Raw genomic sequence first — 21,426 nt, forward strand, 5'->3', positions numbered from 1 at the left:
GCGGAACATAAAGTGGTGGTTTTAGTTAGTTACATTAAATATAGCTAAAGCACCAGAAATTGAGGTGATTACAAAGGAATTTTAAGTGTTCAAATAATGAATTTGGTATTTTAGGGATATGCCCTTTAGGCAACAGGAAACAATTGCTGTTTAATTTCTCGAAACTTTATAATGTAGTTGGTTCCTTTTTTAGAAGTATCCCGTTGTATAGTTCCTCTTAATTGACGTGTTAGGTTATGTATTAATTTTAGTCCTAAAGACTTTGTGTTTTTATGACTAACGGTTTCAGGGAATCCTATTCCGTTATCACCAATTTCTAGTATATAACAATGTTTTTGTTCAGTGTCTTTTTTTAGTTTTATACTAATTTCGCCTTCGTTATCACTTTCAATACCATATTTTAGTGCATTCGTCAAAGTTTCATTAATTAACAGACCTAGCGGAATAGCGGTATCTATACCCAGCTTAATATCAGGAATATCAATTTTTAAATCTACTTTATTGTCGTTTCCTTTTATGGATCGAATTAAATAATCACCTAATTCTTGCACGTAAGACTCGTACTCAATATGGCTGATATCATTACGCATGTATAACATTTCGTGTACCATAGCCATAGCAATAACCCTATTCTGCGTACCTTTTAAAAGACCTTTCATAGGTCCTGATTCTATGTTTTTAGATTGTAAGCTTAAAAGACTAGAAACTGTTTGTAGGTTATTTTTTACCCTATGGTGAACTTCTTTTAATAAATTCTCTTTTTCATATACTTGAATAGCTAAAGCCCGTTTTGAATTGTACATGGCATTATAGGTTTTTAGTAAGGTTCTACCTAAAGTATTACCTAAAATGAAAACGGCAAGTAAAACGGAAACCAAACTAAAAATTGAATTTGATTCTTCAGGTACTAAATTTTCTGTAATACGTAATTCAGGTATGGTCTGTGAAAAAACTAATAGAATAAGAATAGTTATGATATTAAAATATACGCTACCATATTTTGCACTATTTATGAAACCACCGAAAGCAATTAAAGGAATCATGAAAATAAACGGACTGTTAATTCCACCGCTATAAACTGTTACCGCTAAGGCTGTAATTAAGCCTATAATAAAAGAAAAATTAAAAGTAGGTATGATGTTTTTGTGAAACTTGAAGTATTGTAAATTGATAATATTTAAAATAGCAAAGCCGACAAGAACAAAAGGAATTACTTGGGTGATATTCAAAAAGAAATAGCATAAACCTCCAAAAAGAATGGAAATAATGCTCGTGGTATAATTTACCCTTATAAAAAGTTTGGTTTTATCCTGTAGACGTTCGTTGTCAATGGTAAATCCGGGCATAGAAATTATTTATGTACTAGAAAACATACGAATTACGTACTGTAAATCTAATTATGTTTTTATCATTATACTAGTATTTTTCTACTTTAGTATGATAAAAACCACAATTATTTTTCTGATTTACATATTTTTTTTGCTTAAATAATGGTTAAAAATATAAATGATATGATCAATTGCTATTGGAATTGATTTTTAAAGGAATCTACTATTAGATAATAAATGTAACATATACACTTAACATATAGTTGGTTATATGTAGACATTAAAAAAAGGCATCTGATAAAGATGCCTTTTTTTGAATTGATTTTTAGACAATATCAGTCTTGGGTAAGTACCCATGATCCATCTTGTAATAGTGGTTCTGCTTGTTTATACTTTACCGTTTTACTTTCACCGCTCATTATATTTTTAATGGTAACGCGCTCATTTCTTCCAATTTTAGGCTGTTCCCTTGTTATAGTTTCTGTAACTGCAGGGCGTTCAGCTTGGTTTTGGCTAACTGCTCTACTACGTGCCGCCAATTCATCGCTATTAGGAATTTCCTCTTTTGTTGTCTGTAAATTATCTTTACGCTGAACATTTCTTTCTTCTTGAATAGCATTAGGATTTTCTGAAGGTAATTCACCTTTAAACAAGAAAGAGACTACCTCTTTGTTTACTTTCTCTATCATTGATTTAAAAAGTTCAAATGCTTCGAACTTATAAATTAATAAAGGATCTTTTTGTTCGTGAACCGCTAATTGTACAGATTGTTTCAGCTCATCCATTTTACGTAAATGTGTTTTCCATGAATCATCTATAATGGCCAAAGAAATGTTCTTCTCAAAATCTGTGATCAATTGCTTACCGTTACTGTCATATGCCTCTTGAAGATTGGTAACAACATTTAAACTTTTTATTCCATCGGTAAAAGGAACTACAATACGCTCAAAGTTATTGGCATTATCTTCATGTACCTTTTTAATTACTGGGAAAGCTGCAGCGGCATTACGCTCCATCTTATCATTATAATGCTCATATGCGGCTTTATAAATTTTACCGGTAATTTCTTGGGCAGACAATTTGCCGAATTCGGTTTCATCTACAGGTGCCGTGATAGAGAAGTATTTGATCAATTCAAATTCTAGATTCTTATAATCACTGGCAGCCTTATTGCTCTCTACGATAACCTCACAGGTATCATAGACCATATTTGCAATATCTAGTTTTAAACGCTCTCCTTGCAATGCATGGCGTCTTCTTTTGTATACAACTTCACGTTGCGCGTTCATAACATCATCATACTCCAATAAACGCTTACGTACGCCAAAATTGTTCTCTTCAACTTTTTTCTGTGCACGTTCAATAGATTTTGTCATCATGCTATGCTGAATAACTTCACCATCTTCCAAGCCCATTTTATCCATCATCTTAGCAACTCTGTCAGAACCGAATAAACGCATTAGGTTATCTTCTAATGAAACATAGAATTGTGAACTTCCTGGGTCTCCTTGACGACCAGAACGACCACGTAATTGTCTATCTACACGACGAGAATCATGTCTTTCCGTACCAATAATTGCTAATCCGCCTGCTTTCTTAACAGCATCAGACAATTTAATATCAGTACCACGACCTGCCATGTTGGTTGCAATGGTTACAATACCGGCATTACCTGCCTCAGCAACAACATCTGCTTCTTTTTTGTGAAGTTTTGCGTTCAGTACATTATGTGGCACTTTACGAACACTCAGTAATTTAGATAACAATTCAGATATCTCTACAGAAGTTGTACCAATCAAAACAGGTCTTCCTGCCTTACTAATTTTGGTAACCTCTTCAATAATAGCATTGTATTTTTCTCTTTTTGTCTTGTAGATTAGATCATTTTTATCTTGTCTGGCAATAGGTCTGTTGGTGGGGATTTCCATGACATCTAACTTGTAGATTTCCCAAAATTCACCGGCTTCGGTAACAGCTGTACCTGTCATACCTGCAAGTTTGCTGTACATTCTAAAGTAGTTCTGCAGGGTAACCGTTGCAAAAGTCTGTGTTAAAGCTTCAATCTTTACATTTTCTTTTGCTTCTATTGCCTGGTGTAATCCGTCAGAGTATCTACGACCGTCCATTATACGACCGGTCTGTTCATCTACGATCATTACCTTATTGTCCATTACCACATACTCGGTATCTTTTTCAAATAACGTGTATGCCTTAAGTAATTGGCTCATAGTGTGTATGCGCTCACTCTTAATAGTGAAATCTTTAAAAAGCTCTTCTTTTAATTCTGCTTCTTTTTCAATTTCAAGATTTTGATTTTCAATCTTGGCAATCTCGCCACCAATATCCGGCATTACGAAGAAATCTCTATCCTGCTCACCAGAAATATAATTGACCCCTTTGTCGGTCAGCTCTATTTGGTTGTTCTTTTCATCAATTACAAACAGTAAGTCTTCATCAACAACCGGCATTTCCCTGTTGTTATCTTGCATGTAGAAATTTTCTGTTTTTTGAAGTAATTGTTTTACCCCTTCTTCACTTAAGAACTTAATTAAAGCTTTGTTTTTGGGTAAACCTCTGTATACTCTTAATAATAAGAAACCACCTTCTTTGGTGTCACCTTCTGAAATTAATTTTTTAGCCTCTGCTAAAACTCCCGTTAAATGCTGGCGTTGCTTTCTAACAATTTCGTCAACCTTTGGTTTTAGTTCATTGAACTCATGACGGTCTCCTTCTGGCACTGGTCCAGATATAATTAAAGGAGTACGGGCGTCATCTACCAAAACTGAATCGACCTCATCTACCATGGCATAATTATGTGGACGTTGTACCAAATCTTTAGGTGTGTGCGCCATATTATCCCTTAGGTAGTCGAACCCGAATTCATTGTTCGTTCCATAGGTAATATCCGCATTGTAGGCTGCACGTCTACCATCAGAGTTTGGCCTATGGTAATCTATACAATCTACAGATAATCCATGAAATTGAAATATAGGAGCCATCCAAGCACTATCTCTTTTTGCCAAATAATCATTAACGGTTACTAAATGTGCACCTTTACCGCTTAATGCGTTTAAATATAACGGTAGGGTTGCAACTAGGGTTTTACCTTCACCTGTTTGCATCTCTGCAATTTTTCCCTGGTGCATGGCTATGCCGCCAATAAGTTGTACATCATAATGTACCATATCCCAGGTAACTTCTTTACCTGCGGCATCCCAAGAATTTTTCCAAATTGCATTGGTTCCATCTAAAGTGACATATTCTTTAGTACCTGACAAGGTTCTGTCATATTCAGAGGCAGTTACTTCTAATGTTGGGTTATTGGCAAAACGCTTGGCGGTTTCTTTAACCACTGCAAAAGCCTCCGGTAGAATTTTATTTAAAGTCTCTTCAGAAATTGTATAGGATTCTTCTTTAAGCTTATCTATTTCGGTATATAAATCTTCATTTTTGTCAATATCGGTAGAGTTTTTTACCTCTTCCTCTAAAGCATTGATTTGATCGGTTTTTTCTTTAATAGATTCTTGGATAGCCTCTTTAAATTCTATTGTTTTCTGCCTGAGCTCATCATGGCTAAGGCTTTCTAACTTAGATTCGAACGATTTTATTTGGTCTACTAAAGGCTGCAATTCTTTTACATCTTTTTGTGATTTATCACCAACGAATGCCTTTAGGATGGAATTAATGAAACTCATATATCTTAATCTGTTAAAATTGAAGCTTTTCTGGCTAATTTATTAGTAAGAATCGCTTTCGAAATATTTTATAATCGACAATTATAATCGATGCTATTAGAGAGCAAAAGGTATTCCAGTCTTAATTTTTCAACCAAATTACCTATGAACCTGTCAAAATTACATAAAAAAAAAGCCTCCGAAGAGACTTTTTACTAGTTATTATGATATCGAATATTAATATTCGTCCTCGTTCCAGAGGTAGTCTTCTTCCGTTGGATAGTCAGGCCAGATCTCTTCGATAGATTCATATATTTCGCCACCTTCTTCTTCCATAGATTGTAAATTTTCTACAACTTCAAGAGGGGCTCCAGTTCTGATGGAGTAATCTATTAACTCATCTTTACTTGCCGGCCAAGGTGCATCACTTAAATAAGATGCTAATTCTAATGTCCAATACATAGTAATTGTTTGATTTTAATTTTTTGCAAAAGTAATTTTTAAATTGAGACAGCAAAGAAATTAACAATAAATTTCGTAGTATCTATATGTTTTTTTGCATTTGTTAATTGATAACGAATAAATTACGGATTTATTAGTCCTTTTTTTTAGGAACCCATTTTATTTCATTTGTTTGTAAATCATATGACAATTTTCGTGCCAATACAAACAGATAATCTGAAAGCCTATTTATAAAAGATAGCACATTTTTATCAAATGGCTCATTTTGGTGTAATAAAGTTGATATGCGCTCCGCCCTTCTACATACTGTACGGGCAATATGACAGTATGACACTGTGGTGTGTCCGCCTGGTAGAATAAAATGGGTCATTGGCGGTAATTGCGAATCCATTTGGTCTATAGCTTCCTCTAAGAAGTTGATTTCAGTAGTACCTACTTTCGTTATTTTTAAACGCTCGGTACCATTCTTTAACAATTCTTTTTCTGGATTGGTAGCTAAAATAGCGCCAACGGTAAACAAATGTTCTTGTATAGCAATAAGCTGGTGCTGGTAAATAGGGTCAATATCTTGATCTCTTATGAGTCCAATCCAAGAATTTAGCTCATCTATTGTGCCATAACTGTCAATACGAATGTGATGTTTTGGTACACGCGTGCCACCAAAAAGTCCAGTTGTGCCATCATCACCTGTTTTAGTATATATATTCATTGAAAATGAGTGTTAGTAAGAAGTAAAGATTAAACTGGGGTTGATATTGATATTTTAAATAATAGCTTAGCTTTTAATCCTTGTTACCCTTATTTTTTCTTTCATAATCACCCATGAATTTTCTTGATTTTCGGTCTTTAGATTTTCCTTTACTGCTAATGCGAATGGCTAAGTAGATAGCGAAAACGACACCAAGGGTAATGTATATAGTATTACTGCTCATTAAAATTTGCTTTAGTCTAAAATTACTGGTTTATATCCGTATTTTAAAATGTTCCTTTACTTGTTCTTTTCTAAAGAATATGGCGCCACAATAAAACATATCTATGGTAACCCTAACGTTATCTTCTGTTTTAAGATTTTTCCAGCTTTCTACATTATCTTTGTGTTGATGTATTTCGTCTACAAGAAGCATACAGTCGTTAGGTAAATTACTGAGGTCTAGATTGCTGTTTTTTAGGTCATTGATATTTGAAAGAATAACGTCTGCATTGTTTTCAACGAAAGCTATCTTCGGGCAATGTTTTTTAATAATCTCTTTAGATTTTTTATAATCGCCCACAAGAAAAATGGACTCGTACTTAAAGTATTCTAAACTCTTAACAAGGACTTTTAGGGTTACCGGTAGCTTCAATTCTTGTTTTACATAAAGACATTTGGTAATATAATCATACACAAAAGGAGAATGAATTCCGTGCTGATTGTTAGAAGTAAGAAGAAATTTAATATAGGATATAGAACGAAACACTAGTTACTTTTTCAAATTTCTTCAAAAGTAAAGATTGTCATTGAACTTAAGTTTAATTTTTGAATTTGAGTATGGATTTGAACTTGAATTGTTGTGTTAAGAAAGTTTAGCTCTGTTCAATTTTGTTGAGAATTTTAAAGCTTTGATAATTCTGTTGTTTTTGTTTTTGTACAATCTAGCAACCTCAATGGTGTTTTCAGTTTCAATTGTAGGAACAACGATATCATTATTTTCAATAGTCTGAACCAGCTCTACTTGTGCAGTTTCTATTTCTACGGAAACATTCTCGTTGTTAGCTTGCGCTTGTACTAAGAAAGAAGAGAAGAAAAGAGCGGTTAAAAGAATAATTGATTTCATAACAGTTGTTTTACACTGCTAAAGTACAGGCAAGCCCAAATATATTTTGCCGCCGGTCGTTGGGCGTCATTTAACTATAGACGAATGGTAAATAGGCTTCGTTTATCAATTTTAAGGAAGATGAATAATCAATCAGATTCAGTATGCGGCAGTACGTGCAATAACCGTAAGTACTGGTGTTACTGCTTTAGTTTTTGGGATAAGCTAGCAATGGATAGAGTGTATGGTATACGGATGAACAGTTATTTGAATTTGAATTTGATTTTTGAGTTTGTATTTGATTTTGAACTTGAACTTGAATTGTTGTGTTAAGAAAGTTTAGCTCTGTTCAATTTTGTTGAGAATTTTAAAGCCTTGATAATTCTGTTGTTTTTGTTTTTGTACAATCTAGCAACCTCAATGGTGTTTTCAGTTTCAATTGTAGGAACAACGATATCATTATTTTCAATAGTCTGAACCAGCTCTACTTGTGCAGTTTCTATTTCTACGGAAACATTCTCGTTGTTAGCTTGCGCTTGTACTAAGAAAGTAGAGAAGAAAAGAGCGGTTAAAAGAATAATTGATTTCATAACAGTTGTTTTACACTGCTAAAGTACAGACGGGCCCAAACATATTTTGCCGCTGGTCGTTGGGCGTCATTTAACTATAGACGAATGGTAAAAATCATTCGTCTACTATTTTTATGAATCTAAAAAAAGTGAAATATGTATGCTATAATCAGGGTTAATTTTCCATTAACGCAGAAAGCTCAAACCAACGTTCTGTTTTGGTGTCTATAGCGTCTGTAATCTCTTTAAGTTCAATAGAAAGATTCTTAATATCCTCACCATTTAAAGAACTATCAGTGAATTTCTCCTGTAGTGCTACTTTAGATTTTTCCAATTTCTGAATCTCTCTTTCTAACTTCTTGTACTCTTGCTGTTCTGCATAAGAGATTTTTGGCGAAGCATCTGGTTCTTTCCAATTGGTCTTGGTAGTGGTTTGTGTTTCTTTTTGTTCTCTTTTCTCTAAAATCTGACTGTCTTCATATGCTCTGTAGTCAGAATAATTACCAGGAAAATCCTCTACAACCGCATTACCTCTAAATACAAATAGGTGATCTACGATCTTATCCATAAAGTAACGGTCGTGAGAAACCACCATTAAACACCCTTGGAAATCCATTAAAAAACTTTCCAATACGTTCAGCGTTACAATATCCAAATCATTGGTAGGCTCATCCAATATTAAGAAATTCGGATTCTGTATCAATATGGTACAAAGGTATAATCGTTTACGCTCACCACCACTTAACTTATCTACAAAGTCATATTGCTTTTTTCTATCAAATAGAAAACGCTCCAATAACTGCTGTGCAGAAATCTGCCTGCCTTTCATTAGTGGAATGTAATCTCCGAATTCACGTATAACATCGATTACTTTTTGCCCTTCCTTTATTTCAATACCCTTTTGTGTGTAATACCCAAATTTAATGGTTTCACCCACAACCACTTTACCGCTGTCCGGTTGGTCGCGTCCACTTAATATATTTAAGAATGTAGATTTACCGGTACCATTCTTTCCTATGATACCAATACGTTCTCCTTTCTGAAAAACATATTCAAACCTATCAAGGATCGGTTTGTTTGGGAAAGATTTTGAAATCTTGTGTAGTTCAAGAATTTTACTTCCCATACGTTCCATATTCAATTCTAACTGAACTTGATGGTCTTTTCTACGTTGACTTGCTTTATCTTTTATTACGGCGAAATCATCTATTCTAGACTTAGACTTGGTAGTACGTGCTTTTGGTTGCCTACGCATCCAATCTAACTCCTTTTTAAATAGTAACTCTGTTTTATGTTGCTCAGTAGCCTCTTGCTCTAAACGGGCTTCTTTCTTTTCTAAGTAATAAGAATAGTTTCCTTTATACGGATAAAGTTTTCCGTTTTCTAATTCTATAATTTCATTGCATACACGCTCTAAAAAGTAACGGTCGTGCGTTACCATAAACAAGGTCATGTTTTCTTTCGCAAAAAACTCTTCTAACCATTCGATCATTTCTAGATCTAAATGGTTGGTAGGCTCATCTAGTACTAAAAGGTCTGGTTTGTTAATTAGCGCATTTGCTAAAGCCAAACGCTTTTTTTGTCCGCCTGATAATTTACCGACCTTAGCGTTTAAATCATCTAACTTTAATTTAGATAGAATCTGCTTGTACTGTGTTTCAAAATCCCAAGCTTCAAAACGGTCCATTGCCTCAAATGCTTTTTGGTAGGCATCTGCCTCTTCTATATTTAAAAGTGCCTTTTCATAGTTCTTAATGACTTGTAATACCTCATTATCAGACGCAAAAATAGTTTCTTCAACGGTTAGTTTAGGATCCATTACCGGCTCTTGAGCCAAAAAGGATACACGGGTAGATTTACGGTAGTTCACCTGACCAGAATCTGGAGTGTCAGCTCCTGAAAGTATATTAAGAATAGATGTTTTTCCTGTACCGTTTTTAGCGATCAAGGCAATTTTTTGGTCTTTGTTGATACCAAAAGAGAGGTTTTCAAAAAGAACATGTTCGCCATAGGATTTAGAAATGTTTTCAACGGTAAGTAGATTCATGTAAAGTAACTTGTTTTTATTTTTTACCTAGTTGTTTACTCTTAAAATAATAGATAAGGTAAACGTAGCGTATAGCTAATGCTAGTAATACGATGATTAATAATATGGAAAACACTTGAATTTTAAACATCCAAATCATACAGGTGATGCCTAGTAATATGGTCAAAAATATGATGTAAGTGATCATCCATGACGGAAGCTGTTTTTTGATTACTATAAATGCGATTATTATATTGGGAGCAAATGCCCAAAGGGAATTAAAGTTGGCTTTGGTGGCTAAGTGATCTGTAGCAAACCATAGGAACAAAATAAGAACACCTGCAAGTCCGGTCACTGCAAATAGTCCAAAGTCTAACCATTTATTTCTGCGGAGATTTTTATAATCCGTATACGTTATGTAGCAGACTAGCACCAATATTATACTAAGCCAAAACAAAGGGGTCAAAAATAGGGGTGACCTGTCTTCTTGCTCTGGTATATCTAATATTACCGTCTCTTTTTTAACTATAGGTTTGCCATTTAAAGTGGTGTGTTTCATTTGCTCATACACGTAAATGGGCAGGAACAAATGCTCATATGGCGATGCTTCTCTATCAATTACGGAACCTAGCGCAAGGTCAATACCGAAATTGGACCAAGAATTCGGATTCAATTTTAAGCGTATCAACTCTCTAAATGTCATTTGCTCTTCTAGGTAGTTGTAATCGAATTTGAAGGAGTCACCAAAGGTTTTTTCAAATACCGTTGGTATTCTGGTGGCACAATTATCGAATAAAAAGTCATATTTATACTTCTTGTTCTCGGGTAGCAAATTATGCTCTAAAAAGGTTACAATACTGTTGCGCTGTTCTAAATTGACATTCAACTCTTGTTCCTTAACCCAACGTTTTTCTTGTTGGTATGAATATTCAAAATATTTGAACGGAATTCTAGAAATGGTGTAGGATAATTTACCACGAGTAAAATTCAGGTAGAAATTAGGATCTTCAAAATCATAAGTTCCGTATCCATATACTTCATCAATACCTAAGGTAGGGTCTTGTAAACGAATGGCGCTATGTCCAAATTTGGCAGCTAAATCTTCACCTGTACCAACGGTAAGCAAACTAATTTTTGATAATGGTGATAGTTGTGCATTTTGAGCGTGACCCAAGAATGCAGTAAAAAGGAGGACTAAAAGAAATGTGATTTTTCTGAACATACCTTTACTAGTTCATAGCAACTGCAAAGATGCAAATAATAACAGAATTGAAGCAGGTTGGGTTTTTTAAATTTTTCTCAATTAACTATTTATTTAAAGTGCTCGTTTTTAGAAATATAAAAGCCACCACTAGAGGTGGCTTTTTAAAATACATTATGAACATTTTAATTGCTATTCAATTGTAACGACCAAATCATCTTGCTTTACCATACTACCTTCTTTTAAACTAATGGATGTTACCTTACCGGCTTTGAAGGCGGTTACCGTAGTTTCCATTTTCATGGCTTCAATAACGAATAAAGGATCGTTCTCTTTTACTTCTTGCCCTTTTTTGATCAAAACCTTGTACAAAGACCCTTGTAACGGTGCACCGATCTGATCATCGTTTGCTGGGTCTATTTTTTCGTTTTCTTCAATTTTAAGGTTTAAAGAGGTGTCTAAAACATCAACGAATCTATTTTCACCGTTTACCTGAAAGAATACGGTTCTCATACCTAACTCATTCGGTATACCTACAGAAAGTAACCTTATTATTACGGTTTTGCCAGGCTCTAATTCTATTAAGGTTTCTTCACGTAATTTCATGCCGTAGAAGAAATATTTGGTGGGTACCAAAGCTAAATTTCCGTATAGCTTATAATTCTCATGTGCTTGTTCAAACACTTTAGGGTATAGGGTGTAGGAAAGAAAATCTTCCATTTCTATAGCACGTGTAAACCCTTTTTGAAACTTCTTTTTAAAGGCTTTGAAATCCTTATCAAAATCTGTTGGTGCTAAATGTGCATTTGGTCTGTTCGTGTATGGCTTCTTATTTTTTAGTATGATTTTTTGAAGCTTTTTAGGAAATCCGCCAACGGGCTGACCTAAATCTCCCATGAAGAAACTAATTACTGAATCTGGGAACGATATTTCCTCTCCACGCGTCATGACATCTTCTGTAGTAAGTTCATTCGTAACCAAAAATATGGCCATGTCGCCAACGACTTTTGAGCTTGGCGTTACTTTAATCAGGTTTCCAAAAAGCTTGTTGACATCGGCATACATTTTCTTTACTTCATCAAATCTATCACCAAGACCCAATGCGGTTGCTTGCGGACGCAGATTGGAATACTGCCCACCCGGAATTTCATGCTCATATACTTCTGCGGTACCAGATTTTAATCCGGATTCAAAGGGGTAGTACAACTCTCTTGTATCTTCCCAGTAGTTAGAAAATTGATTCAGCTTCGGCATATCGAACTCATTTGCCCTTGGCTGACCCTTCATCATCTCTACTACAGAATTAAAGTTGGGCTGCGATGTTAATCCAGATAATCCGCCCAATGCTACATCAACAACATCAACGCCTGCTTCAATTGCTTTTAAGTAGGTAGTTGTTTGTAAAGAAGAAGTATCATGCGTATGTAAATGAATAGGTAGCTTTACCGTGTCTTTTAATGCGCTTATCAATTCTGTAGCGGCGTAGGGCTTTAAAAGTCCCGCCATATCTTTAATGGCAATCATATGTGCACCGGCATTTTCTAAGTCTTTGGCAAGCTCTGTATAATATTTTAGATTGTATTTGGTTTCATTTACATCTAGAATATCACCTGTATAACTTAAGGCTGCTTCTGCAATACCGCCAGTTTTATTACGGACATAGCTAATACTAGGTTCCATTGCTTTTACCCAGTTCAGCGAGTCAAAAATTCTAAAGATATCTACACCGTTCTCCCATGATTTTTCAACGAATTTTTCAATCAAATTGTCAGGGTATGCTTTGTAACCTACTCCGTTAGAACCACGAAGAAGCATTTGAAACAAGATATTAGGTATTGCTTTTCTAAGTTCCCGTAATCTAGTCCACGGACTTTCGTGCAAGAATCGCATACTCACATCAAAAGTAGCGCCGCCCCAAACTTCCATACTAAAGGTGTTTGGGTGATTTTTGGCATAACTCTCCGCAACGCGCAACATATCATACGTACGCATTCTTGTTGCCAATAAAGATTGATGGGCATCTCTCATCGTAGTATCCGTATAATGAATCTTCTTTTCATCCATCAACCAAGCACAAAATTTCTCGGGACCCATTTCGGTCAGCATATCTTTTGTTCCCTTTGGATGAGCTTCTAGCGGATTGAATTTTGGAACCTTCGCATTTCTAAAGACTTTGTTTTCGTCTATATATTTAACGTCAGAATTACCATTGACAATTACCTCTGCCAAAAAGTTCACCACCTTAGAGGTCCTGTCTTGAGATAGTTTTATATCAAATAGGGCAGGAGTGTTCTGTATAAAGTTTACCGTAACCTTACCATCCTTAAAAGAAGGATGCTGAATGACGTTCTGAAGGAAATGAATATTGGTTTCAACACCTCTAATTCTAAATTCCTTTAGTGCACGTACCATTTTACGGGTAGCGCCATCTAAAGTTCTACCGTGAGACGATACTTTTACCAACATGGAGTCAAAAAATGGACTTACCTGGTACCCTTGATAAATACTACCGGCATCTAAACGAATTCCCATACCAGAGGCACTTCTGTAGGTGGTTACCGTACCGTAATCGGGAGTAAAATTGTTACCTGGATCTTCGGTCGTTAATCTACATTGTAATGCAAAGCCATAAGTGGCAATGGTTTCTTGACCATATATTTTAATTTGTTTACTATCTAATTTGTAATTGCCAGCAACAAATATTTGTGTTTTTACCAAGTCAATACCGGTAACCATTTCTGTAACCGTATGTTCTACTTGTATTCTTGGGTTTACTTCAATAAAGTAAATGTTGTCATTAGGGTCAACTAAAAACTCCACCGTACCAATATTGTTATAGTTTACCTCTTTGGCAATGTCAACGGCATATTTGTAAAGATCTTGTTTTACTTTTTCACTAACATTATGTGAAGGCGCAATTTCTGTCACTTTCTGGTGGCGCCGTTGAACCGAGCAATCGCGTTCATGCAAATGGCGAATATTACCGTGGTTATCGGCTACGATCTGTACCTCTATATGTTTAGGGTCTTCTACATATTTTTCAAGGAACATGGTGTCATCGCCAAAAGCATTTAGTGCTTCGTTACGGGCAGAATCAAAATTCATTTCTAGATCTTCATCTTTTCTTATGATTCGCATACCACGACCGCCACCACCAGAGGCAGCTTTTAACATTATTGGATATCCAATAAGTGCAGCTTCTGTCAAGGCAACTTTTAAAGAAGTCAATTTTTTCTTGTTGCTCTCAATGATGGGTACGTTGCATTTTACGGCAACTTTTTTGGCAGTTATTTTATCGCCTAAAGCATCCATCACTTTTGGATCAGGACCTATGAATATGATATCGTTGGCAGCACATTGTCTTGCAAATTCAGAGTTTTCAGATAAGAAGCCGTAACCTGGGTGTATGGCATCTACATTTTTAGCCTTTGCCAAAGCTATGATCTGCGGAATGTCCAAGTAAGGTTTTAATGGCTGATGGTCTTCCCCTATTTGGTAAGATTCATCGGCTTTGTTCCGGTGTTGAGAATAGCGGTCTTCATAAGTATAAATGGCAACTGTTTTAATGTTCAGCTCCGTACAGGCGCGTAATACACGAATTGCTATTTCACTTCTATTGGCTACTAAAACCTTTTTGATCTTCATTTTTTGACAATGTATTTAATGGTTAGAATTATTTAATTTTGATATGAAATTTTATTTTTTAGTTTATGTTTTTAATAGGACATGACCTAAATCTAATTAGTCTACAAACCATCCTAATGCATACATAGGATGGTTTGTAGAATTTTCAATTTTTGAAATGTTGATGTAAAAGTTAGCTTATAATTTAAAGAAAACAGCATAACTCATAGTAAATCTGATAATTATGTCGTTGATTTTTTATAAATCCGAATGTGTTGACCCAATGCGGTCAGGCCTTCGATCTGTATTTTTAATACGATTATCCAAAGCACCATTTAATTGTATTATTTTAGAGCAATTATTGGTGAAAGGCTATATTTACGTTCGCTTTTTTTGATATTATTTAAGTTATTATGAAAAAACATATACCTAATTTTATTACCCTATTAAACGTTTTTTGTGGATGTGTGGCAACAGTTTTTGCTGTACTGAACAAATTGGAGATTGCCGCTATTTTTGTGGCTTTAGGTATATTCTTTGATTTTTTCGACGGATTGGCAGCGCGTGTTCTTGATGTGAAAAGCGAATTAGGTTTGCAGTTAGACTCTCTGGCGGATATGATTACTAGCGGTTTAGTGCCAGGGATTGTAATGTTCCAATTATTGGCAATGTCGCAAACAAGCGGATGGGGAGATGGGTCTCATTTTTTTCTAAGTTCTGAAGAATTGAAGTTGGTCCACCTATTGCCATTTTTTGGATTTGTAGTTACCATGGCTTCTGGATATAGATTGGCGAAATTCAACATCGATGAAAATCAGACTTCTTCTTTTATTGGTTTGCCAACTCCTGCTAATGCTTTATTGATACTTTCGTTGCCGCTTATTTTAATGTATCAAAATAATGAATTCTTAAACGGAATTATATTGAACCAATGGTTCTTGGTTATCCTAACATTGGTAAGTGCTTATTTGCTAAATGCCAACTTACCATTGTTCGCATTGAAATTCAAGAATACAAGCTTTAAGGATAATGCTATGCGTTATATCTTTTTGATTATAAGCCTTGTACTTATCGTTACCATGAAATTTATGGCAATTCCTTTAATTATTCTTTTTTATGTGGTAAGTTCCGTTATACAAGAGAGACTTTAAGAATAGAATTATTCAGGAAGATAGATTATGGAAAATGAAGAATATGAATTTTGGTTAAGTGGACCTGTTCAGGGCGTTCCAGATTTGTTGCAGCCAGCAGCACATGCCTTATTACAGTCTGAAAGAGAACTTAAAAAGTATACTACAGATTTCCCAAAAGAATTACTTTGGGCTAAAGCCGCTGGTAGGGCTTCTGTTGGTTTTCATATGAATCATATTACAGGCGTTTTAGACAGAATGTTGACCTATTCCAAAGATGAATCGCTATCAGAGGAGCAATTCCAGTTTCTGAAAACAGAAGGTTCTTTTAATTTAACTACTGAAGTAGCTGATTTACAAGAGCAGTTTTCAACTAAAGTAGCGGAAGCTTTAGCATATTTTAAAACGTTACCAGAATCTTCACTTACCGAAAAAAGAACGGTGGGTAGAAAGAAATTACCAACTACCGTAATCGGTCTCTTATTTCACGCAGCGGAGCATAGCCAGAGGCATATTGGTCAGTTATTGGTTACAGTGAGCGTACTGCAATCAAAGCTTTAACGTTGTTTTTCGGAATGAGTGTAAAAGTAAAAGCGTTAGTTCGAGTGCTTTATTTTACAATATTTTCATTGAAAAATTAAGTGTATCGAGAACCTATTTGAATAAAAGGTTCTCGATACGATTTTTACTCCTGAAAAGGGAACAAAATCACCCGAACGGACAGTAGATTTAAAAATTCAATAAAGTTGGCAATGGTTATTTTATAATACATTTTTAATAAGAATAACTTTATATCATGAATACATCGGTAGTTATTATCGGCGCAGGATTAACGGGGTTATTAGCCGCGTATCGTTTGCAAGAACTTGGTTTTGAAGTCAAAGTATTAGAGGCAAGGGATAGAATAGGTGGTAGAATACACACCTTGCATTCGGGGAACGCTAAAGTTGAAATGGGTGCTACTTGGTTTAACCAAGCTCATTACCATTTAGCTGATGTTATTGAGGAATTTAAAGTTCCGTACTTCGAACAATTTATGACAGGTATCTCTTATTTTCAAACATTTTCAAATGTGCCACCCCAAGAAATAGCTGTTCCAAATGACAGCCCTAGTTACCGATTTAAAAACGGAACTATTGATTTACTCCATTCAATAGCTATTAAACTGATGCCAAATACTATCTTTTTAAATAAAGAGGTCAATGAAATAAATGTGATTGACAATGAAGTTGAAGTGAAAACCAATTCTCGCACATTAAATGCAGATATAGTGATCACTACATTGCCCCCTGCAACGTTAATAGATCAAATAACATTTACGCCAGAGTTACCAAATGATTGGATTGCATTGGCAGAACAGACCCATACTTGGATGCAAGACTCCATAAAAGTTGCCCTAACGTATAAAAAGCCATTTTGGAGAGCGCAAGGTAAGTCGGGTACGATATTTAGTAATGTGGGACCTTTGACCGAATTCTACGATCAATCTAATTTAGAAAATGAGTCATATGCCTTGGTCGGTTTTGCTTCTGGTAGCTGTGCGCGTTTTACCAAAGAACAACGCATAGAGAAGATTGAAGCGCAATTGAAAATGGTTTTCGGGGAAGAGGCTTTGCAATATGAATCGTATCATGAAACGGCTTGGTGTCAAGAAGAATTCACCAAATCTGATAGACAAGCAGATAACTTATTTCCGCATCAAAATGGCGGTCATGCATTATATCAAGAACCATTATTTGATAATAAACTGTTTATTTCTGGTGCAGAAACCTCAAAACATCACTCTGGTTACATGGAAGGCGCTATTTTTGCAGTAGAATCTGTTGTTGCAAAACTGAAAGGTTTGCACCTAACGCAGTAATATATACATGTCAGTTACCTTATTATCATCCCCATTACAGGGTTTTACCGATTTTAGATTCCGCAATGCATTCCATAAATATTTTGGAGGTATCGATACCTTCTATGCGCCATACATTCGTTTAAACGGTAAAATGGTGATTAAGAATTCTTATCAGAAAGATTTACAACCTGAGAACAACACCACCTTAGAAGTAATACCACAGGTAATGACTGGCGATGCCGATGAATTCCTGTTTGTGGTAAAATATATTCAGAGTTTAGGCTATAAAGAGCTGAATTGGAATTTAGGTTGCCCTTACCCCATGGTGACTAAACAAGGTATGGGTAGCGGACTCATTTGTAATCCCGAGAAAATAGACCATATTTTAAAACGAACGCACGAAGAAACTGATGTGGTGGTTTCCATGAAAATGAGAATGGGATATGAAAATGCAGAAGAGATATTAGATGTTTTCCCTATTCTAGATAAATATCCGTTAAAGAATATTGCTATTCACGCCCGTATTGGAAAGCAGTTGTATAAGGGCGGAGTAGACCTTGATGCTTTTCAGAAGTGTGTTGATAGTACTAAACATATATTATATTATAACGGTGATATTACTACAGTAGCGAAGTTTCAGGAAATGAAAGAGCGCTTCCCAACAATTGAAAACTTTATGATGGGAAGAGGCTTAATTGCAGACCCATTTCTGCCAAGTATGATTAAAAACAATACGACCGAGTACCCAAAAGACCGCTGGAAGATATTTTCAGAATTTCATGACACCATCTATCAACAATATGATGAAGCATTATCAGGGCCAACACCTATAAAAATGAAAATGCGTGGTTTTTGGGAATACTTTGCGCTTTCAACTTCTAATCCGCATAAATCATTCAAAAAAATAAAGAAAGCTAATAATCCAAGAGCATATCAGCAGGCGGTGCGCGAGATATTGAATAATGAATAATTTTTCTTTATATTGGTGTAAATCATTTAATTAGTGCTCTGTTATGCGAAACAAATCCACCAAGTTTTTATTAAAAATGCTTATGTTTTTCCGTTTTGCTTGGCTTTTGGAATATTAAGTACTCAATTTAATTTCGATGATTGGATTTTTTTAGTGGTTGTAGGATTTGTGGGAGCATTTGGTGTTACTTTTTGGCACCTTTTTGACTATGAAAAGTTTAATGAGATTTCTTACGAAGATTTTTTAGAATCTAAACATACGTTGGAATTAGAGTACAGTAAAGAAAACTGGGACCAATTTTACGAAATGATTAAAAACCCATTATTGGATTTAGAAATCATTGAGAGTACAGAGAATACATTAAAGGTTCAGTTTGAACGAAAATTTTCGGATTCTATTCTTACCATAAATAAAACACCAGATGCTATTATAATAAGCATTGAAAAAAAGTTCTTTTCGTTTTTGTCAGATCGTGCAGAAAATTACCGTACTATCCAGAAGTTTGCAAAAAGTAGCAAAAAATTAAACAGCATAGCAACAAGCGGTACATGAGATATTGAATAATGAATGAGGTAACCATTATCTTTGCAGCATAGTTTTAAAATAACTTTGTGAAAGACCTTCTTTTAATAACTCCTCCCTTTACTCAATTAAACACTCCGTATCCGGCAACGGCTTACATTAAAGGTTTTTTGAATACAAAGGATATTTCTTCTTTTCAGTCCGATTTAGGAATTGAGGTGATTCTAGAACTTTTCAATAAAAATACATTTCAGCAACTTTTTGATATGGCTTTTTCGTCGGATGCCATAGTGACTGAAAATTGCCAAAGAATTTATGCCCTTCGTAAGGATTATTTGAAAACACTAGATGCTGTCATTCTTTTTTTACAAGGAAAAAATGACACCTTGGCAAGGCAGTTATGTACTGATAATTTTTTACCACAAGCTTCTCGTTTTCAGCAGTTAGATGATTTGGAATGGGCTTTTGGTACTATGGGTATGCAAGATAAAGCCAAACATTTGGCGACCTTGTACCTTGAAGATTTATCGGATTTTATAGTAGAATGTATAGACCCAAATTTTGGATTCAGTAGGTATGCTGAACGATTGGGACGCAGTGCTAATTCATTCGATGAGCTTTATAATCATCTTAAAGAAAAACCTACTTTTATTGATGAATTAACATTAGCCATTTTAAAAGAACAATTGGAAGAAGAGGAACCTAAATTGGTGTGCTTTTCGGTTCCTTTTCCGGGTAATTTATATAGTGCTTTTCGTTGTTCGCAATTTATAAAAGCAAATTATCCTGATGTAAAAATTGCCATGGGTGGCGGATTTCCAAATACAGAATTGCGCAGCCTAACCGATGTTCGTGTATTTGAGTTCTTTGATTTTATTACGTTAGACGATGGTGAGCTTCCTTTAGAATTGGTACATGAATATGTGGTCAATGGAGAAGGGGAGTTAAAACGTGCTTTTATTTTAGAGGATGGCAAAGTTGTTTATAAAAACGATAGTTTAAGGCAAGATTACAAACAACAAGATGTGGGTACGCCAGATTATGCTGACCTGCAATTAACCAACTATATTTCGGTTATTGAAATTGCCAATCCCATGCACAGTTTATGGAGTGACGGCCGTTGGAATAAATTGACCATGGCTCATGGTTGCTATTGGGGGAAATGTACATTTTGTGATATCTCATTAGATTATATAAAAATATATGAACCTGTAGCCGCTAGTCTTTTGGTTGATCGCGTAGAAACCTTAATGGAGCAAACAGGGGAATCAGGTTTCCATTTTGTGGATGAAGCCGCACCGCCATCATTGATGAAAGCTTTTGCGCTAGAAGTATTAAAAAGAAACCTGACCATTACCTGGTGGACGAATATCAGATTTGAGAAAAACTTTACCCAAGATTTATGTTTTTTATTGAAAGCATCGGGTTGTATCGCGGTTTCTGGAGGATTGGAAGTAGCATCTGACCGATTGTTAAAACTTATTGATAAAGGTGTAACGGTAGAACAAGTAGCTCAAGTAACACGCAATTTTACCGAAGCCAACATTATGGTGCATTCCTATTTAATGTACGGCTACCCAACACAGACTGTTCAAGAAACAGTTGATAGTTTAGAAATGGTGCGTCAGTTGTTTGAATTGGGTATTATTCAATCTGGTTTTTGGCATCAGTTTGCATTAACAGCTCATAGTCCCGTTGGATTACATCCAGAGGAATACGGAGTTATGCCAGATTTAAAAAACATCACTTTTGCCAACAATGATATTGATTTTAAGGATAGAACAGGAGTAGATCATAGTAAGTTCAGTTTCGGGTTAAAGAAATCGCTCTTCAACTTTATGCATGGTATCGGTTTTGATATGAGCTTGCAAGAGTGGTTCGACTTTAAAATTCCGCCATCAAACATATCCGCAGATTACATTTATAATTGCTTACAACAAGAGCAGGTATTAAGTACAAAATCAACCGCAAAAATTGCCTGGATAGGTTCTATGCCTATTACTGCCGAAAGGGTAAAGAAGAAAAAAGGAATGACCTGGCAGCAATTAGAATTCCGTTTTCATACCAATTCTGATGTGTATGAAATAACCGTGGATAAAGATAATGGAGAATGGTTGCTATCTATGTTAGAGCAATTAAAGCCTGAAAATAAGCCTTTAAGTTACGGTCAGTTGAAAAAGAATTATGAAACACGCTTAGAAGATTTTGAGCTGTTTTGGTATTCGAAGCAAATAACTGGTTTGCGTAACCACGGACTGCTGGTTTTATAATTTAAGCATATGAA

Annotated in this window: 17 protein-coding genes; 6 read left to right on the top strand and 11 right to left on the bottom strand. The window is 35.2% G+C overall.

Going from position 1 to position 21,426, the window contains the following annotated elements; genetic code table 11:
• Nucleotides 1–125 precede the first annotated feature (125 nt).
• From BW936_RS08160 to BW936_RS08205, 11 genes are all read right to left on the bottom strand, one after another.
• Nucleotides 126–1,346, bottom strand: coding sequence for a sensor histidine kinase (locus tag BW936_RS08160; RefSeq protein ID WP_076547835.1), 1,221 nt, complete (start codon nucleotides 1,344–1,346; stop codon nucleotides 126–128).
• A 317-nt stretch (nucleotides 1,347–1,663) separates the two neighbouring features.
• Nucleotides 1,664–5,023, bottom strand: a complete 3,360-nt coding sequence (gene secA, locus BW936_RS08165; protein WP_076547836.1) for a preprotein translocase subunit SecA — start codon at nucleotides 5,021–5,023, stop codon at nucleotides 1,664–1,666.
• A 216-nt stretch (nucleotides 5,024–5,239) separates the two neighbouring features.
• Complete coding sequence (locus BW936_RS08170) at nucleotides 5,240–5,464, bottom strand: DUF2795 domain-containing protein (protein ID WP_027064442.1); 225 nt, start codon at nucleotides 5,462–5,464, stop codon at nucleotides 5,240–5,242.
• A 133-nt stretch (nucleotides 5,465–5,597) separates the two neighbouring features.
• A complete protein-coding gene (locus BW936_RS08175; protein WP_076547837.1) occupies nucleotides 5,598–6,173 on the bottom strand; it encodes a cob(I)yrinic acid a,c-diamide adenosyltransferase in 576 nt (191 codons plus the stop codon).
• Nucleotides 6,174–6,246: 73 nt separating this feature from the next.
• On the bottom strand, nucleotides 6,247–6,396 hold the full coding sequence (locus tag BW936_RS19720) for a hypothetical protein (protein ID WP_167368347.1): 150 nt from the start codon (nucleotides 6,394–6,396) through the stop codon (nucleotides 6,247–6,249).
• A 30-nt stretch (nucleotides 6,397–6,426) separates the two neighbouring features.
• Entirely contained in the window at nucleotides 6,427–6,921 is a 495-nt protein-coding gene (locus tag BW936_RS08180) for a hypothetical protein (protein ID WP_076547838.1), read from the bottom strand.
• A gap of 96 nt (nucleotides 6,922–7,017) precedes the next feature.
• Nucleotides 7,018–7,278: a hypothetical protein gene (locus tag BW936_RS08185; RefSeq protein ID WP_076547839.1), complete on the bottom strand. Its 261-nt coding sequence runs from the start codon at nucleotides 7,276–7,278 to the stop codon at nucleotides 7,018–7,020.
• A 308-nt stretch (nucleotides 7,279–7,586) separates the two neighbouring features.
• Complete coding sequence (locus tag BW936_RS08190; protein ID WP_076547840.1) at nucleotides 7,587–7,847, bottom strand: hypothetical protein; 261 nt, start codon at nucleotides 7,845–7,847, stop codon at nucleotides 7,587–7,589.
• 154 nt (nucleotides 7,848–8,001) lie between these two features.
• The gene (locus BW936_RS08195) at nucleotides 8,002–9,873 is read right to left on the bottom strand and encodes an ABC-F family ATP-binding cassette domain-containing protein (RefSeq protein ID WP_076547841.1); all 1,872 of its coding nucleotides are present in this window, start codon (nucleotides 9,871–9,873) and stop codon (nucleotides 8,002–8,004) included.
• 16 nt (nucleotides 9,874–9,889) lie between these two features.
• Nucleotides 9,890–11,074 (bottom strand): lipoprotein N-acyltransferase Lnb domain-containing protein, encoded by a 1,185-nt coding sequence (locus BW936_RS08200; RefSeq protein ID WP_076547842.1) that lies wholly within the window; start codon nucleotides 11,072–11,074, stop codon nucleotides 9,890–9,892.
• A gap of 171 nt (nucleotides 11,075–11,245) precedes the next feature.
• Nucleotides 11,246–14,698, bottom strand: a complete 3,453-nt coding sequence (locus BW936_RS08205) for a pyruvate carboxylase (RefSeq protein ID WP_076547843.1) — start codon at nucleotides 14,696–14,698, stop codon at nucleotides 11,246–11,248.
• A gap of 392 nt (nucleotides 14,699–15,090) precedes the next feature.
• On the opposite strand from BW936_RS08205, the gene BW936_RS08210 reads away from it, so the two are divergent.
• The 6 genes from BW936_RS08210 to BW936_RS08235 all read left to right on the top strand — a co-directional run bounded on the left by BW936_RS08210 (nucleotide 15,091) and on the right by BW936_RS08235 (nucleotide 21,412).
• A complete protein-coding gene (locus tag BW936_RS08210) occupies nucleotides 15,091–15,828 on the top strand; it encodes a CDP-alcohol phosphatidyltransferase family protein (protein WP_076547844.1) in 738 nt (245 codons plus the stop codon).
• Nucleotides 15,829–15,855: 27 nt separating this feature from the next.
• Nucleotides 15,856–16,368, top strand: a complete 513-nt coding sequence (locus tag BW936_RS08215; RefSeq protein ID WP_076547845.1) for a DinB family protein — start codon at nucleotides 15,856–15,858, stop codon at nucleotides 16,366–16,368.
• A 235-nt stretch (nucleotides 16,369–16,603) separates the two neighbouring features.
• Nucleotides 16,604–17,668 carry a flavin monoamine oxidase family protein gene (locus BW936_RS08220; RefSeq protein ID WP_076547846.1) on the top strand — a complete coding sequence of 355 codons (1,065 nt, stop codon included), beginning with the start codon at nucleotides 16,604–16,606 and terminating at the stop codon, nucleotides 17,666–17,668.
• A 7-nt stretch (nucleotides 17,669–17,675) separates the two neighbouring features.
• Nucleotides 17,676–18,620 (top strand): tRNA dihydrouridine synthase, encoded by a 945-nt coding sequence (locus tag BW936_RS08225; protein WP_076547847.1) that lies wholly within the window; start codon nucleotides 17,676–17,678, stop codon nucleotides 18,618–18,620.
• Between the two features lie 99 nt (nucleotides 18,621–18,719).
• A complete protein-coding gene (locus BW936_RS08230; protein ID WP_076547848.1) occupies nucleotides 18,720–19,172 on the top strand; it encodes a hypothetical protein in 453 nt (150 codons plus the stop codon).
• 59 nt (nucleotides 19,173–19,231) lie between these two features.
• Nucleotides 19,232–21,412, top strand: a complete 2,181-nt coding sequence (locus BW936_RS08235; protein ID WP_076547849.1) for a B12-binding domain-containing radical SAM protein — start codon at nucleotides 19,232–19,234, stop codon at nucleotides 21,410–21,412.
• Nucleotides 21,413–21,426 lie beyond the last annotated feature (14 nt).

This window comes from Maribacter ulvicola (assembly GCF_900155985.1).
In the GTDB taxonomy this organism is placed as follows: Bacteria; Bacteroidota; Bacteroidia; order Flavobacteriales; family Flavobacteriaceae; genus Maribacter; species Maribacter ulvicola.